This is a genomic window from Streptomyces sp. NPDC003635 (assembly GCF_053587635.1).
Map to the genome: position 1 here is coordinate 283,807 of NZ_JBSFOK010000002.1, position 13,783 is coordinate 297,589.

The following is a 13,783-nucleotide window of genomic DNA, read 5'->3' on the forward strand; positions in this document are numbered from 1 at the left end:
GAGCCGGAGAGCCCCTGGGCACGGCTCGCGGACGAAGTTGCGCCGCCTCTGGGACCGCGTCACCGGCCGGGGGCAGGCGGCGCCGACGGGTGCGGACACCGCGTACGCACCGGGCCCGGCCGAGTCGGCGCTGCCGTCGCCGATGACCGGGCCGGCCGGGCGGGGGCTGCCGTCCGCCTCCGAGGCGGCGGCCCGTCAGGAGGTCGCCCGCCTGCAACAGCGGATCGACCGGCTGCCGCCGGAGGCGCGTACGGTCTTCGAGGACGCGGTGCTGCACCTGGTCAGAACCGACGGCACCCTGCGGGCCGCCTTCGAGCAGGCCCCCGACGGCATCCCCACCGTCGCCAAGTACGCCGTGGACGCCCATCTGCGGGAATCACTGCGGGAATCGCAGCGGGAGTCACAGCGCGAACAGCGCGAAGCACAGCACGAATCACCGCGCGAAACGCCCCCGGCCCCCGAGCGGCCCCAGCGGGATCCGGTCACGGCCGAGGAGGCCATGAACGCCGCCCGGGACACCATCATGGCCGCCGACGCCCGGCAGTTCGCGGCGCTCCGGGACCGCTGGGAACGCCCGGCGCGGTCCCGGGACCCGGTTCCGGGCGGGCCCGACGCCCGTTCCCTCGAGGTGGCCGAGGAGTTCGAACGGAACAGACGCGAGGCGAGCGCCACCCGTTCCTCGACCCCCCGCCGGGGCGGCGAGTTCGTCGACGGCCAGAACTTCCGGGCCGTCGCCGACCCGTCCCGGCCGCCGCCCGCGCCCGCCCTGCTCAACCAGGAAGGCCACGCACTCCTCCGCGATCAGGTCGCCACCTCCAGGCCCGCCACGTCCCGGGGGTCCGATACCGCCGCTTCCCCGTCCCGGCGGACCAGCCCCGCGCCAGGCCGGCCGGGCCAGGGCGCCGGTCAGCAGCGCCGGGCCCGCTGACGTGCAGCCCATGACCTCAGCCGCTGATGAACACCCCCGGCTCGACCACCCGCGGGAGAGACCGGCGCGCTCGGCGTCCCCGGGGTCAGCCGCCCCCCAGCCGGTCGAGTCGCTCGCGGACCTTCACCGCGTCCGGATGGTCGAACTCCGCGAAGATCTCCAGGGCCCGCTTCCAGCTGGCGCGCGCCGCCTCCACCTCGTCCGCGGCCACCTGCGCGTCACCGAGGTTGCCCAGGGTGTGGCCCTCCCCCCACCGGTTGCCGACCTTGCGGTGCGTCTCCAGCGCCTGGTGGTAGCAGTCGACGGCGTCGTCGAGTCGGTTCAGCCGGTGATGGACCGTGCCGAGGATGTCGAGCGCGACGCCGATGACCCAGTGGTTGTCGCTCGCGCGCAGCACGGTCAGGGCCTGCCCGAGGCAGTCGAGGGCCTCGTCGTACCGGCCGAGGCGCTGGTAGGCGTCGCCCAGGTTGACCAGGGCGATGCCCTCCCCCCACACACTGCCGAGGGCCCGGTCGAGGACCAGCCCCCGGCGGGTGTACTCGACGGCCCTGTCCAGTCGCCCCACCTGGAGGTAGACATCGCCCAGGTTCGCCACCACCGACGACCTCGCCGTGACGTCACCGTTCTCCCGGCACACGGCCATGGCCTCGTGCAGATGGCCGATGGCCTCCTCGAACCGGCCGGAGCTGCGCAGCGCGGCGGCCGTGTCGGCCAGCGCCTGGCCCTCACCCGCCCGGTCGCCGACGGCGCGGGCGGCCGACAGACCCGTCCGGGCGGTGTCGAGCCAGTCCTGCCGATGACTGCGCAGGTAGAAGAACCCCCACAGAACGGCCGGCAGCCGCCAGGCGATCCCCGGGTGGCCCGATTCGGCGGCCCGGCGCACCGCGCAGACCAGGTTGGCCCGCTCGGTCTCGCACCAGTTCAGGGCCTCGTCGTAGGTGGAGAACTCCAAGGGCGCGCACCCGGCGGGCGGCGCTTCGAGGGGGATCCGTTGGCGGCGCGGGGTCAGGTGCAGGTAGGCGGCGTCGGCGGTGTGCAGGTACCAGGCGAGCAGCCGCTCGATCGCCCGGTCCCGTTCCGCGGGGGTCTCCTCGGCGTGGACGCGTTCGGCGGCGTAGACGCGCAGCAGGTCGTGCAGGGTGTAGCGGCCGGGGAAGTGCTCGGTGAGCAGATGGGCGCGGGTCAGCTCGACGAGCAGACCGGCCGCCTCCCGCGGGGCGAGTCCCGCCAGACCGGCCGCGGCGGGCGCGGAGATGTCGGGTCCGAGGTGCAGGCCCAGCAGGCGGAACAGGCGCGCGGCCGGGGCGGACAGTGCTTTGTACGACCAGGAGAAGACGGCCCGTACGTCGGTGGTGATGTCGTCGCCCCCGGCGAAGGCGTCGAGACTGCCGTGGCTGTCGGCCAGCTCCTCGGCGACGGCGCTGAGCGGGAAGCCGGCGTGGGCGGCGGCGTGGGCGGCGACGATGGCCAGCGCCAGCGGCAGCCGGGCGCACTGTCTGATGATCTCCTCGGCCGCCTCCGGCTCCGCCGCGAGCCGCTCGTGGCCGAGCCGGCACGCGAGGAGATCGTGCGCCTCGGTCGGCGACAGCTGATCCAGGGTCAGCGGATGCGCCCCTTCGCCGACGACCAGGCCGGTGAGCTGGTTGCGGCTGGTGACGATGACCAGACAGCCCGGGGAGCCGGGCAGCAGCGGACGTACCTGCTCGGGATCGCGCGCGTTGTCGAGCAGGACCAGTACCCGGCGCTCGGCGAGCATGCTGCGGTACAGCGCCGCCTGCGCGTCGAGCCCGGCCGGAATCCGCATCGACGGAACGCCGAGCGCGTCGAGGAAGATCCGGATGGCCTCCTCCGGCGGCACGGTGTTGCCGGTCGGATCGAAGCCGCGCAGATTGATGTAGAGCTGGCCGTCGGGAAAGCGGTCGGCGATCTCGTGCGCCCAGTGGACGGCCAGCGTGGTCTTGCCGATGCCGCCCATGCCGCCGATCGCGCTGATCACGACCGTGGCGGGAGGACCGCCGTCGTCGGGCAGCAGGGCGCGGGTCCGCTCGAGTTCGGCCCGCCTTCCGACGAACGCGGGCAGATCCGCCGGCAGTTGCGCGGGACGGGCGAAGTGCGCCGCGGGCCGGGAGACGGGTTCCTCGGGCGGGTCCGGCCGCGCGGGCGGGACGACGGGGGTCAGGGACCCGTCGGCGGCGAGGATACGGTCGTGCAGCTCCTGGAGCGCGGCGCCGGGCTCGATGCCCAGCTCCTCCACCAGGGTGCTCCGCGTCCTGCGGTACGCCTCCAGCGCCTCCGCCTGCCGCCCGGAGCGGTACAGGGCCAGCATGAGCAGCCGGCACAGCTGCTCCCGCAGCGGGTGGGTGCCGGTCAGCGAGATCAGCTCGGCGATCACCTCGCCGTGCCGCCCGAGTTCGACGTCGGCGTCCAGCCGGGCCTCCAGCGCGGCCAGCCGCTCCTCGTCCAGCCGGGACCGCTCCGACTCGGCGGCCGGTCCCGGAACCCCGGACAGCGCCGTGCCCTGCCATCCGTCGAGCGCGGAGCGCAGCAGCTCGGCGGCTTCAGCCACCCGCCCGGCGGCCCGCCGCTCCTTCGCCGCGGTCACCCGCTGCTCGAACACGGCGAGATCCAGGGCGCCTTCGGGAACCCGGGCCAGATATCCGTCTCCCACCGAGACGACCACACGCTCCGACTCGGGCGCGCCCGGGCCGGGCTCCACCACCTTGCGCAGGCGCGACACATAGGTCCGCAGCACGGACACGGCGGCGGACGGCAGGTCCTCGCCCCATACGGCGTCCAGGAGTTCGGTGAGTGTGACGGGGCGCCCCCGGCGCAGCAGCAGCGCCACCAGCACCGCCCGCTGCTGCGGCGATCCGAGCTCCAGTTCCCGCTCTCCGCGCCACGCCCGTACCGGCCCTAACAAGGCAAAGCGTATGGAGTCCTCAACGCTTGTCATGTTCGGACTCTACTGACCGAGGCTGCGCCGGATTGAACCGTTCCCCCGCGCCGCCCGTTGCGGTACGAGGACCGACGTCAGGAGGGAACGGGCATGAGCCGAGGTGAAGAGCCGGACCGGCCGGACACGGGGGCCGACTCCGCCGTACCGGAAGAGGAACCGGTCGCCCCGCATTACGAGGTGGTCATCTCCGGTGAGGACTCCGCCGCCGTCGACGGCGAACCCGTGGTGGCGGCGGAGGGGGTGACGCTCGACGCCGCGATCCTCGACCTGCTCCACGAGTACGCCCGCGAGCGGGACACCGCCGTGACGGCGGACATCTCCGACCCGTCGGTGGGCTGTGTGGCCTCGGTCGAGGTGTCGCCCGACGGGTCGAGCAGGTTGCTGGAGGAGTTCCAGGAGACCTCGGACGCGGGGGAAGGCGTCACCGCAGCAGGCGATGCGGAACCACAGGCGGAACCCCACGCGGAACCCCACGCGGAACCGGGTGACGGCCTCGACGACGAGCCGCACGGCCTGCCCCACCCCGCGCCGGAGCCGCCCCCGCTCGCCGCCCGCCCGGCCCCGGAGCCCGCTCGGCCCCCCGCCCGGGAGCCCGCCCCGGCGTCGCGGATCGGCCGCAGGAACGCGCCGCGTCAGTCGGACGACGAGTTCGAGGGCCCCGGGCTGCTCCAACGGCCGCTGGTCATCGCACCGGTGGCGCTCGGCGTGGCCACCCTCGTCATCGTGCCGCTGGTGATGCTGGGCAGCGGCGGCTCGGGCGGCGGGGACGAGACCCGGAACGCCGGTGCCAAGGGCGCGACGAGCCCGAGCCGTTCGGCCGGGACCGTCACCGGGGTACCGGCGCCGACCGTCTCGGTGTCCCCGAGCAACTCGCCGTCCCCCAGCCCGTCGGCGACCAAGAAGGACAAGGCGAAGGACAAGGCGAAGGAGAAGGACAAGGCGAGCCCGACGCCGGGCGGAGAGGGCGCGGGCGAGGTCGTCGTCACGGTGACCGCCCGCCCGCCGCGGGCCACCGTGACCGCGCGGCCGCCGCGGGAGACGGCCGCCACGGCCGTGAACCGCCTGGCCAGGAGCGACCCGGGCGGACGGCACATCTGCTACCGCGTGTACCTCTCGGCCGGAGGCTGGCAGAAGCCCGTGTGCGACGGCACGATGGCCGGTACGACCGGACAGAACAAGCCGATCAAGGCCGTCAACATCGCCGTGACCGGCGCCGGGGGCTCGGCTGCCAACGCCTTCCGCCACGACCCGGCGTCGACCAACGGCGAGGGCAAGTGGGTGAAGCAGTGGACCGCCGTCGTGGCCGACGGCAGGAACAACTACATCGGCAGCACGAGCAGCGGCGCCCCGTACCTGACCGGCTTCGCCGTCAACATCGGCAGCGGCCGGATCTGCCCGACCGCCAAGGTCCGCGGCTACGACTGGGGCGGCCAGGACTGCGCCGACCAGCGCCCCGACTTCGCCTTCGGGGGCACCCTGGAGAACACGCGCTGGCTGGAAGCGGTCAAGTTCACGGTCTGAGCGCCGGGAGGCACGTTCGGCACGGGCGTCAGGGCCAGAGGAGTTCCCGGGTCCAGCCACCCTGCTCACGGCGGTAGTTCAGCCGTACGTGCTGACGCCGCTCGTCGCCCTGGAAGAACTCCACCTCCTCGGGGTGCAGGTGGTACAGGGTCCAGGTCGGTGCGGGCGCCCGCGGTTCCTGTCGCGCCCGCGCCCAGGACTCCGCCGAGACCCGGGCCAACTCCTCCAGGGAGTCCAGCACTTCGCTCTGGCGTCCGGTCAAGGCCGCGGCGAGGGCGCCCGTCGAGCGGGCGTGCAGATCCGCCTGGCTCTCCGTCGAGGGCGCCGCCGTGACGGGTCCCCGTACGCGCACCTGCCGCCCGAGGACCGGCCAGTAGAAGCCCAGCGCCGCGTACGGACGGGCGGTGAGCTGGCGTCCCTTCCGGCTGCCGACGTGCGTCGCGAAGGACCAGCCGTCGGCGTCGGCGCCGTGCAGCATCACGGTCCGTACGTCCGGCCTGCCCTCCTCGTCCGCCGTCGCCAGCGACATCGTGTGCGGCTCGGTCTGCCCGGCCGCCACCGCGTCCGCGAACCAGGTCGTGAACAGCGGCAACGGCTCGGCCGGCGCCGACTCCGGAGCGAAGGGACGCAGCTCGGTCACCTTCGCGTCCCACACCCGCAGTGACCTCAGCAGATCATGAAGTTCCATGCGCTGATTGTCAGACAGTCCCCAGGTCGGAGGAGACCCAACGCTCGGGCCGCATCCGTACGACCACCTGCTCGCCGTGGTTCTTCCACGCGAAGTCCACGTACGCGTCGACCTTCTCGGCCGGCAGATACCGTGCCGAGAGCTCCCGCAGCCGCTCGATCGTCGCGGGCTCGGTGTCGATCACCGGGCCCTCCACGGACACGTACCGGATCGTCGGCTCCACCCGGTCGATCATGAGCGAGAACCGGCCCGCCGCCCTGATCAGCTGGTTCTTCCGTGAGTCCAGCCCGGTCATGATCCATACGCTGCCGTCGTCCTCGACCTGGTACCAGATCGGCACGGTCAGGGGTGCGCGGTCCGCGCCCGCGTCCACCGCCAGCGCGGCGATGTGCGGCTCGGCGAGGAAGTCCTCGCGCTCTTTGCGGTTCAGGGCCATCGCGGTCTCCTACTCCACGGATACACGTGCCTCCCGTCCCCACAACGCGGACCGAGTGGGCGCGTGTTCCCGTCCTGCGGACGCGCCACCCGGTCGGCGTTCCTCCGCAGTTCCGCCGCTCGTCACCAGGCGTCCCTACCGTGCGGGCCATGAGAAGAACCTCGATCACGCTCAGTGCCGTCGCCCTGACGGCCGCCCTCACGGCGCCCTCCGCTCTCGCCGGTGAGCGGTCGCACGACTTCGGGCAGGCCACGCTCACCGGATGGGCCTCGCTCCCGGCGGAGACGTTCGTGCCGGGCAGCGAGCCGTCCGGCGCGGCGATAGGCGCGGGTCCGTTCAACGGCATCGCCGCTCCCTTCGCCGACCAGCCGGTGCAGGGCTTCTCCGGCATCGTGAACCGGCACGACGGCACCTACGACGTGCTGTCGGACAACGGCTACGGCGGCAAGGCCAACAGCGCCGACTTCCTGCTGCGGGTCCATCGCCTCAAGCCGGACACCCGCACCGGCGCGGTCAGGGTGCTCGGTGGGTTCGACCTGACCGACCCGGACCACAAGGTGCCGTTCACGCTCACCCGTGACGACCGCACGCTGACCGGCGCCGACTTCGACGTCGAGTCGATCGTGCGGGCCTACGACGGCACGTACTGGATCGGGGACGAGTTCGGCCCGTTCCTGCTGCACTTCTCGCGCACCGGCGAGCTGCTGGAGGCGCCGATCTCCCTGGAGGGCGTCAAGGCGCCCGAGAACCCGTACCTGAACGGCGGCACCCCGAGCCTCGGCGGCAGCAAGGGCTTCGAGGGGATGGCCCGCTCCGTGGACGGGCGGTACCTCTACCCGCTGCTGGAGGGCACGGTCGCCGGTGACACCGCCGGTGACCTGCGCTTCAACCAGTTCGACCTGAAGGCCAGGGCGTACACCGGCAAGCGCTGGACGTACCGCCTGGAGTCCCCGGCGAACGCGATCGGTGACGCCATCGCCATCGACAAGAACCGCTTCCTGGTCATCGAGCGGGACGGCGGTCAGGGCGAGACCGCCAAGTTCAAGCGGATCTACCTCGCCGACCTGCGCGACCGCGACCACGACGGTGTGATGGACAAGACCCTCGTCGCCGACCTGATGGACATCGCCAACCCGAGGAAGCTCGGCGGCTTCGGCGAGACCTTCACCTTCCCGTTCCAGACGATCGAGGACGTCGTCCTGCTCGACGACCGCACCCTCGCCGTACTGAACGACAACAACTTCCCCTTCTCCTCCGGCCGTACGGCGGGCAAGGCGGACGACAACGAGTTCATCACCATCCGGCTCGACCAGCGCCTGCGCGCCGACAAGCGCGCCTTCTTCTAGCAACCAGCCGGGGCTAGCGCCCCAGCACGACCGTCCCCGACGAGCAGAACCACCCGCCCGTCCCGGACGCCACCGCGAGGCGCGGCAACCCGCCGTCGCCTGAGCGCACCTGCCGCGCCTCGCACTCGCCCCGAAGCTGCCGTACGGCCTCGACCAGCAGGAACAGGCCCCGCATGCCCGGATGTTGGGCCGAGAGCCCACCCCCGTCCGTGTTGACCGGCAGTTCCCGGGCCTGCACGAAGGCCCCGCCCTCCCCCTTCTTGCAGAACCCCAGATCCTCCAGGGTCACCAGGGTCATGTAGGTGAACGCGTCGTAGATCTCGGCGAGGTCGATCTCCGCCGGGCGCACCCCCGCCCGCTCGAACGCCAGCCGCCCGCTCACCGCCGCCGGCGACACCGTGAAGTCCGCCCACTCGGACATCGTGGAGTGGGAGACGCACTCCCCGCTCCCCAGCACCCACACCGGCGCCGTGCGGCAGTCCCGGACGTACTCCTCGGCCGCAAGCAGCACCGCCGCCCCGCCGTCGGACCGGATGCAGCAGTGCAGTTTGGTGAACGGGTCCGCGATCATCGGCCCCGACAGGACGTCGTCGATCGTGATCGGGTCCCGGAACATCGCCTCCGGGTTCAGCGCCGCGTGCTGCCGCGCCTGCACCGCCACCTCGGCCAGCTGCTCGATCGTCGTTCCGAATTCGATCATGTGGCGGCGGGCCGCCATCGCGTACTTGGCGACGAGTGTGTGGCCGTACGGCACCTCGAACTGGAGGGGACCGCGGGCGCCGAAGGACAGGTTCCCGGTCCTGCGGCCCGCCCTGATGTCGGCGCGGGCCGTGGAGCCGTAGACGAGGAGGACCGCGTTCGCGTGTCCGGCGGCTATCGCGTCCGCCGCGTGGGCCGCCATGACCTCCCAGGTCGAGCCGCCCACCGAGGTCGAGTCGACCCAGGTGGGGCGCAGGCCCAGGTACTCGGCCACCTCGACCGGTGCGAGCACGCCGGTGCCGGCCGAGGCGAAGCCGTCGACCAGCGCCCGGTCCAGACCCGCGTCCGCCAGCGCCCGGCGGGCCGCCTGGGCGTGCAGGGCGTAGGGGGTCGCCTCGTCCACCCGGCCGCAGTCGGAGAGGGCCACCCCGACCACGGCGACTTTCCGGTTTCCGGCGGTCAGCACCATCAACGGCCTCTCCCTCTGGGCATCTCGTTCCGGCCCTCCTAATATGACGGACCGTCAGATCCGGAGGGAAGGGGCAGCCATGGATGCCGGATTCACCGCCGAGCAGGTCGAGATCCGCCGTACTCTCCGCGAACTGCTGCACAAGCGGTGCGGCCCGGAGGAACTGCGGCGCGCCGTCGACACCCCCGCCGGCCACGACCCCGCCCTGTGGACCGCCCTCGCCGAACACCTCGGCCTGCCGGGCCTCGCCCTCCCCTCGCGGTACGGCGGTGTCGGCTGCTCGGCGACCGAGGTGGCCCTGGCGGCGGAGGAACTGGGACGCGTCCTCGCCCCTTCGCCCTTCCTCGCCACCGCCGTCCTCGCGACTCCCCTGGTCCTCGCCCTCGGCACCGACGCCCAGCGCGCCGAGCTGCTGCCGCGCATGGCCGACGGTTCGCTGACGGCGGCCCTGGCGGCTCCCCCGGCCTCCCTGGGGCTCACCGGTGACAATCGGGGGGACTGGGCCGGAGGGGGGCGCGCGGGGGGCGTCCAGGCCCGGCGGGCGGGGGACGCCTGGCGGCTGTACGGCGAGATCGAGCACGTGCTCGACGGCCACCGCGCCGGGCTCCTGCTCGTCGCCGCCCACTCCGGCGGCTTCGCCCGCTCACGGACGGACCTGTTCCTGGTCCGGGGGGACGCGGCGGGGCTGGAGCGGGTCCGGCAGACCGCCCTCGACTCCACCCGTCCGCTCGCCCGGCTCCAACTCCGGGACGTGACGGCGCGGTTGCTGGGGGAGGAGGGCGCGGACGTGCTCGCTGCCCTGGCTCGCCTCGGGGACACCGTGGCCGCCGTGCTCGCCTGCGAGGCGGTCGGTGCCGCCGACCGGGTGCTGGAGCGAACCGTCGAGTACGTGAAGCAGCGGGAACAGTTCGGGCGCCCGGTCGGGTCCTTCCAGGCGGTGAAGCACCGGCTCGCGGATGTGTACGTGGGAGTGCAGGCAGCACGCTCGGCGGCCTACTACGCGGCATGGGCCACGGCCCGGCAGGGGCCCGCCGACGGTCCCGCCCGTACCGGGGCCACCGCCCACCCGGGACCCGTCGAGGATGTCGCCCGCCCTGAGGCCCTCGTCCACCCGGGACCCCTCGCCGACCCCACCCGCCGCGGGGCCCTCGTCCCCCCGGAACCCACCGCCGACCCCACCCGCCCCGGGGCCCCCGCCCACCCGGAACGCGTCGGCGGGCTCGCCCTCGCCCAGGCCCTGCAGGCCCTGCGGACCGCCGCCGGGGAGGCGATCCAGCTGCACGGGGGGATCGGTTTCACCTGGGAGCACGACGTTCACCTGTACTTCAAGCGGGCCGCGGGCGACGAGCTGCTGTTCGGGCCCGTGCACCGGCTGCGGGCGCGCGCGGCGGACGCGGCGCGGCTCTTCGAGGCGGCGGAGGTGACGGTGTGATCGGCGTCCGGATGGTCCAGAAGGTGTCCTCGACGCGCGGCTTCGCCAAGGTCGCCCCGCATGTGATCCCCGCGCTCGACCGTGCCGTGCACCGGATCACCCGGGGCCGGGTGCTGCTCAGCGCCCGGATGCTGCCCGGGGTGGTCCTGACCTCCACCGGCGCCCGCAGCGGACTGTCCCGCCGCACCCCGCTCGCCTGTATGCCGGAGCCGGAGGGGGACAGCTGGATCCTCATCGGCTCCAACTTCGGCCGCACCGGTCATCCCGCCTGGACCGCCAACCTCCTCGCCCATCCCGCGGCCGAGATCAACTGGAAGGGCGCCGACATCGCCGTGACCGCGCGGCTGCTGACGGGCGAGGAGCGGGCAGCGGTGTGGACCAGGGCGCTGGCCTTCTGGCCGCCGTACGCGACCTATCAGGCGCGGGTGGAGCGGGAGATCCGGCTCTTCAGGCTCGTACGACGGTGAGGGAGGGCCGCCCTGCGACGGCGGTCACAGGGTGTGCTGGACCAGCAGGAACGCCCCGATGCCCAGCATCGCCGCGCCGGAGGTCCGGGTGACCGCCCTGGCCGCCGCCGGGCGGGCCGCGAGGATCGCGCGGGCGCCGAGGCCGACCGTCAGGTAGACGGCGGCGCAGCACGCCATGTGGAGCACGCCGAGGAGGGCCGTCTGCGCGGGCACCGGCAGGTGCGATCCGTCCGTCGCGAGGAACTGCGGCAGCACCGAGAGATAGAGCAGCAGGCCCTTCGGGTTCAGGCCGCTGATCATCGCCCCGCGCAGGAAGACCCGTTCGCCGTCCGCGCCGGAGGCCTCCCCTGGCGTCCCCGGGTGGCGCAGCACGCTCCAGCCCAGCCACACCAGATACCCGGCACCGGCGACCGTCAGCGCCGTGAGCAGGGCGGGCTTGCTCGCGACCAGCACCGCGAGGCCCGCCGCCGCGAGGGCCGTGTGCAGGGCGTAACCGCTCACCAGACCGCCCACCGCCCGCGCGACCGAGCCGCCGCGCAGTCCCGCCGAGATCGCGTACGCCCAGTCGGCGCCCGGCACACAGACCAGCAGCAGGTCCAGGGCGAGGAAGGAGAGGAGGGTTGCGGAGTCCATGGTGGGGACATTAGGCGGGAATGGCCCGAAAGTGTTGTCGAAGTTTGCGCGGCCTCTCGCAGCGTGAGGGAAGATCTACCCCATGGACGACGTAGACCGGAAAATTCTTGCCGAGCTTCAGCAGGATGGGCGGCTGACCGTGACCGAGCTGGCCGGGCGGGTGCGGCTGAGTGTCTCGCCCTGTCACCGGCGACTGCGGGAGCTGGAGCGGTCGGGGGCGATCAGCGGCTACCGGGCCGTGGTGGAGCCGGCCGCCGTCGGGCTGACCTTCGAGGCGCTGGTCTTCGTCTCGATGCGGCAGGAGGACCGGGACACCGTCGCCGAGTTCGAGCGGGCCATCGGCGAGATCGAGCACGTCCTGGACGCCCAGCGGCTGTTCGGGGAGCCGGACTACCTGCTCCGGGTCGCGACGGCCGACCTCGCCGCCTTCCAGCGCCTCTACGACGACCGCCTGGCCACGCTGCCCGGGGTGCAGCGGCTGACCTCGACACTGGTGATGAAGCACGTCGTACGGGACCGGCCCCTGCCCGCATAGCACGGCAGGCGGCGGTTCACCCGGGTCGACCGGGATGAACAGCCGCCTGCCAGACAGGACTTGGGGGCCTGGAAAGAGGTGTGGGCGTCTACTTGGTCGGCTTTTTGCCCGTGACGCCCAGGTGCACCAACAGCGCCAGGTTCGGCTTGAGTTCGGCCTGCTTCACACCCCAGGTCTGGAAGCCCTTCTGGTGCGAGGCCACCGCCGCGAGCATCGCGACGATCGAACCCGCCACCGCGGCCGGGTTGACGTCCTTGTCGACCTTGCCCTTGGCCTGCAACTCCGCGACCGCGTCCGCGAGGGAGTTGTTCACCGAGTTGAGGATCTTCATCCGGATCTTGTAGAACCGCTTGTCGCCCTCCGCGGCCCCGAGATCCACCACACGCAGAATCGCGTCGTTCTTCCGCCAGAACTCCAGGAATCCGTCGACGAGTTCCTGCGCGGTCTGCCAGCCCGACTTGCCGACCCAGGAGCGGCCCTCCAGCAGCGCGGTCAACTGTCCGCCCTCGGTGGCCATTTGCTCGGCGATCTCCAGGACGGCGCCCTCGACGTCCGGGAAGTACTGGTAGAAGGTGGCGGGCGAAGTGCCCGCCTTCCGGGCGACATCGATGACTTTGACGTCCCGGTAGGGGGAGGAGCTGAGCATCTCGCTGAGGCAGTCGAGCAGCTTCTGCCGGGTCGCCTGCCCACGCCGGCCGGCCACGCGGCCGTCGACGGTACGCACTTGTCCTGTCATGCCGTCAGCTTACCGAGGGGTGATCGGAGCGCGATTCGGCCGACTGCAAATGGGGTGCACGGGTGCCACGAGGCTGGTGTGCCTGGTCTGCGGCGTGCGTGAGCGCCCGTTACTTTGGCGGCATGGCCGAAAACAGGGCATCCGGGGATGCATCCGGGTTTGTCGAGGGCGTCCCCTGCTGGGTCGACGCCCAGCTTCCCGACGTCGAGGCGGGCAAGCGGTTCTACGGGGAGCTCTTCGGGTGGAGCTTCGAGGACGCCTACGCCCTCAAGGACGGCGAGCGCGTCGCGGCGCTGATCCACAAGACCGACGGGCGGATGCCGACCGTCTGGACGGTGTACTTCGCCACCCCGGACGCCGAGGCGCTGGTCCGGCGGATCCGGGAGGCGGGCGGCCAGGTCGTCACCGCGCCGGTCGAGGTCGGCGCGGGGGAGGGGCTCACCGCCCTGGTCACCGACGCCGAGGGCGCGGTCTTCGGGCTCTGGCAAGCGGGCGAGCACACCGGCTTCGGCCGCCGCCACGAGGAGGGCACCTTCGTCTGGGCCGAGCTGTACGCCCGGGACACCGAGAACGCCAACGCCTTCTACGGCGGCCTCTTCCACGACGCCCTGTTCGGCCCGGACGCCGAGCCCGACTTCGGCCGCGCGCCCGTCTCCGACGTCTTCCCGCCCGAGATGCCCCCGCACTTCCTGGTCCACTTCCGGGTCGCGGACTGCCAGGAGGCCGTGGAGGCGGTGCAGCGGCTCGGGGGACGGGTGCAGGCTCCACCCTTTGAGACATCGTACGGAACGGTGGCGGTCGTCACCGACAATCAAGGAGCCTCGTTCGCGCTGCTGGAGCGGTCGAACTGAGGCTTTTGTCCGGAGACACCCCGATTCGACCCCGGGTTCGCAACCGCGCCCGCGGACAGGAAGAATCGGGGTGCGTGCCGCCATGG

The 13,783-nt window shown here is 72.7% G+C and carries 13 protein-coding genes; 7 read left to right on the plus strand and 6 right to left on the minus strand.

Annotation, left to right across the window (positions count from 1 at the left end; all coding sequences use genetic code 11):
* Positions 1 to 37: 37 nt before the first annotated feature.
* Positions 38 to 928 (plus strand): hypothetical protein, encoded by an 891-nt coding sequence (locus tag ACWDRW_RS03335; protein WP_451719356.1) that lies wholly within the window; start codon positions 38 to 40, stop codon positions 926 to 928.
* An 85-nt stretch (positions 929 to 1,013) separates the two neighbouring features.
* On the opposite strand, the gene ACWDRW_RS03340 is transcribed toward ACWDRW_RS03335, so the two are convergent.
* Complete coding sequence (locus tag ACWDRW_RS03340) at positions 1,014 to 3,881, minus strand: BTAD domain-containing putative transcriptional regulator (RefSeq protein WP_451719359.1); 2,868 nt, start codon at positions 3,879 to 3,881, stop codon at positions 1,014 to 1,016.
* 93 nt (positions 3,882 to 3,974) lie between these two features.
* Here ACWDRW_RS03340 and ACWDRW_RS03345 point away from each other — a divergent pair, with 93 nt between their 5' ends.
* Entirely contained in the window at positions 3,975 to 5,405 is a 1,431-nt protein-coding gene (locus ACWDRW_RS03345; protein WP_451719362.1) for a hydrogenase expression protein HypA, read from the plus strand.
* A 28-nt stretch (positions 5,406 to 5,433) separates the two neighbouring features.
* On the opposite strand, the gene ACWDRW_RS03350 is transcribed toward ACWDRW_RS03345, so the two are convergent.
* A complete protein-coding gene (locus tag ACWDRW_RS03350) occupies positions 5,434 to 6,093 on the minus strand; it encodes a pyridoxine/pyridoxamine 5'-phosphate oxidase (protein ID WP_451719365.1) in 660 nt (219 codons plus the stop codon).
* A gap of 10 nt (positions 6,094 to 6,103) precedes the next feature.
* Positions 6,104 to 6,529: a pyridoxamine 5'-phosphate oxidase family protein gene (locus ACWDRW_RS03355; protein ID WP_451719368.1), complete on the minus strand. Its 426-nt coding sequence runs from the start codon at positions 6,527 to 6,529 to the stop codon at positions 6,104 to 6,106.
* Between the two features lie 149 nt (positions 6,530 to 6,678).
* On the opposite strand from ACWDRW_RS03355, the gene ACWDRW_RS03360 reads away from it, so the two are divergent.
* Positions 6,679 to 7,875 carry an esterase-like activity of phytase family protein gene (locus ACWDRW_RS03360; protein WP_451719370.1) on the plus strand — a complete coding sequence of 399 codons (1,197 nt, stop codon included), beginning with the start codon at positions 6,679 to 6,681 and terminating at the stop codon, positions 7,873 to 7,875.
* A gap of 13 nt (positions 7,876 to 7,888) precedes the next feature.
* On the opposite strand, the gene ACWDRW_RS03365 is transcribed toward ACWDRW_RS03360, so the two are convergent.
* Positions 7,889 to 9,037 carry a thiolase C-terminal domain-containing protein gene (locus ACWDRW_RS03365; protein ID WP_451719580.1) on the minus strand — a complete coding sequence of 383 codons (1,149 nt, stop codon included), beginning with the start codon at positions 9,035 to 9,037 and terminating at the stop codon, positions 7,889 to 7,891.
* An 85-nt stretch (positions 9,038 to 9,122) separates the two neighbouring features.
* Here ACWDRW_RS03365 and ACWDRW_RS03370 point away from each other — a divergent pair, with 85 nt between their 5' ends.
* Positions 9,123 to 10,475, plus strand: coding sequence for an acyl-CoA dehydrogenase family protein (locus tag ACWDRW_RS03370; RefSeq protein WP_451719373.1), 1,353 nt, complete (start codon positions 9,123 to 9,125; stop codon positions 10,473 to 10,475).
* Positions 10,472 to 10,942 carry a nitroreductase/quinone reductase family protein gene (locus ACWDRW_RS03375; RefSeq protein ID WP_451719375.1) on the plus strand — a complete coding sequence of 157 codons (471 nt, stop codon included), beginning with the start codon at positions 10,472 to 10,474 and terminating at the stop codon, positions 10,940 to 10,942. Before ACWDRW_RS03370 ends, ACWDRW_RS03375 begins: the two co-directional genes overlap by 4 nt.
* A 24-nt stretch (positions 10,943 to 10,966) precedes the next feature.
* On the opposite strand, the gene ACWDRW_RS03380 is transcribed toward ACWDRW_RS03375, so the two are convergent.
* Entirely contained in the window at positions 10,967 to 11,575 is a 609-nt protein-coding gene (locus ACWDRW_RS03380; protein ID WP_451719378.1) for a LysE family translocator, read from the minus strand.
* Between the two features lie 82 nt (positions 11,576 to 11,657).
* Between ACWDRW_RS03380 and ACWDRW_RS03385 the strand changes: the two genes are divergently transcribed.
* Positions 11,658 to 12,110, plus strand: coding sequence for an Lrp/AsnC family transcriptional regulator (locus ACWDRW_RS03385; RefSeq protein WP_451719381.1), 453 nt, complete (start codon positions 11,658 to 11,660; stop codon positions 12,108 to 12,110).
* A gap of 88 nt (positions 12,111 to 12,198) precedes the next feature.
* Here the strand turns inward: ACWDRW_RS03385 and ACWDRW_RS03390 are convergent, their stop codons facing one another.
* Positions 12,199 to 12,846 carry a TetR family transcriptional regulator gene (locus ACWDRW_RS03390; RefSeq protein WP_451719384.1) on the minus strand — a complete coding sequence of 216 codons (648 nt, stop codon included), beginning with the start codon at positions 12,844 to 12,846 and terminating at the stop codon, positions 12,199 to 12,201.
* A 122-nt stretch (positions 12,847 to 12,968) separates the two neighbouring features.
* Here ACWDRW_RS03390 and ACWDRW_RS03395 point away from each other — a divergent pair, with 122 nt between their 5' ends.
* Positions 12,969 to 13,697 carry a VOC family protein gene (locus ACWDRW_RS03395; protein ID WP_451719386.1) on the plus strand — a complete coding sequence of 243 codons (729 nt, stop codon included), beginning with the start codon at positions 12,969 to 12,971 and terminating at the stop codon, positions 13,695 to 13,697.
* The last annotated feature ends 86 nt before the right edge of the window (positions 13,698 to 13,783 follow it).

Coding starts and splice junctions, on each gene's coding strand:
- ACWDRW_RS03340 (WP_451719359.1), bottom strand. CDS start 3,881: ATGACAAGCGTTGAGGACTCCATACGCTTTGCCTTGTTAGGGCCGGTA.
- ACWDRW_RS03345 (WP_451719362.1), top strand. CDS start 3,975: ATGAGCCGAGGTGAAGAGCCGGACCGGCCGGACACGGGGGCCGACTCC.
- ACWDRW_RS03350 (WP_451719365.1), bottom strand. CDS start 6,093: ATGGAACTTCATGATCTGCTGAGGTCACTGCGGGTGTGGGACGCGAAG.
- ACWDRW_RS03355 (WP_451719368.1), bottom strand. CDS start 6,529: ATGGCCCTGAACCGCAAAGAGCGCGAGGACTTCCTCGCCGAGCCGCAC.
- ACWDRW_RS03360 (WP_451719370.1), top strand. CDS start 6,679: ATGAGAAGAACCTCGATCACGCTCAGTGCCGTCGCCCTGACGGCCGCC.
- ACWDRW_RS03370 (WP_451719373.1), top strand. CDS start 9,123: ATGGATGCCGGATTCACCGCCGAGCAGGTCGAGATCCGCCGTACTCTC.
- ACWDRW_RS03380 (WP_451719378.1), bottom strand. CDS start 11,575: ATGGACTCCGCAACCCTCCTCTCCTTCCTCGCCCTGGACCTGCTGCTG.
- ACWDRW_RS03385 (WP_451719381.1), top strand. CDS start 11,658: ATGGACGACGTAGACCGGAAAATTCTTGCCGAGCTTCAGCAGGATGGG.
- ACWDRW_RS03390 (WP_451719384.1), bottom strand. CDS start 12,846: ATGACAGGACAAGTGCGTACCGTCGACGGCCGCGTGGCCGGCCGGCGT.
- ACWDRW_RS03395 (WP_451719386.1), top strand. CDS start 12,969: ATGGCCGAAAACAGGGCATCCGGGGATGCATCCGGGTTTGTCGAGGGC.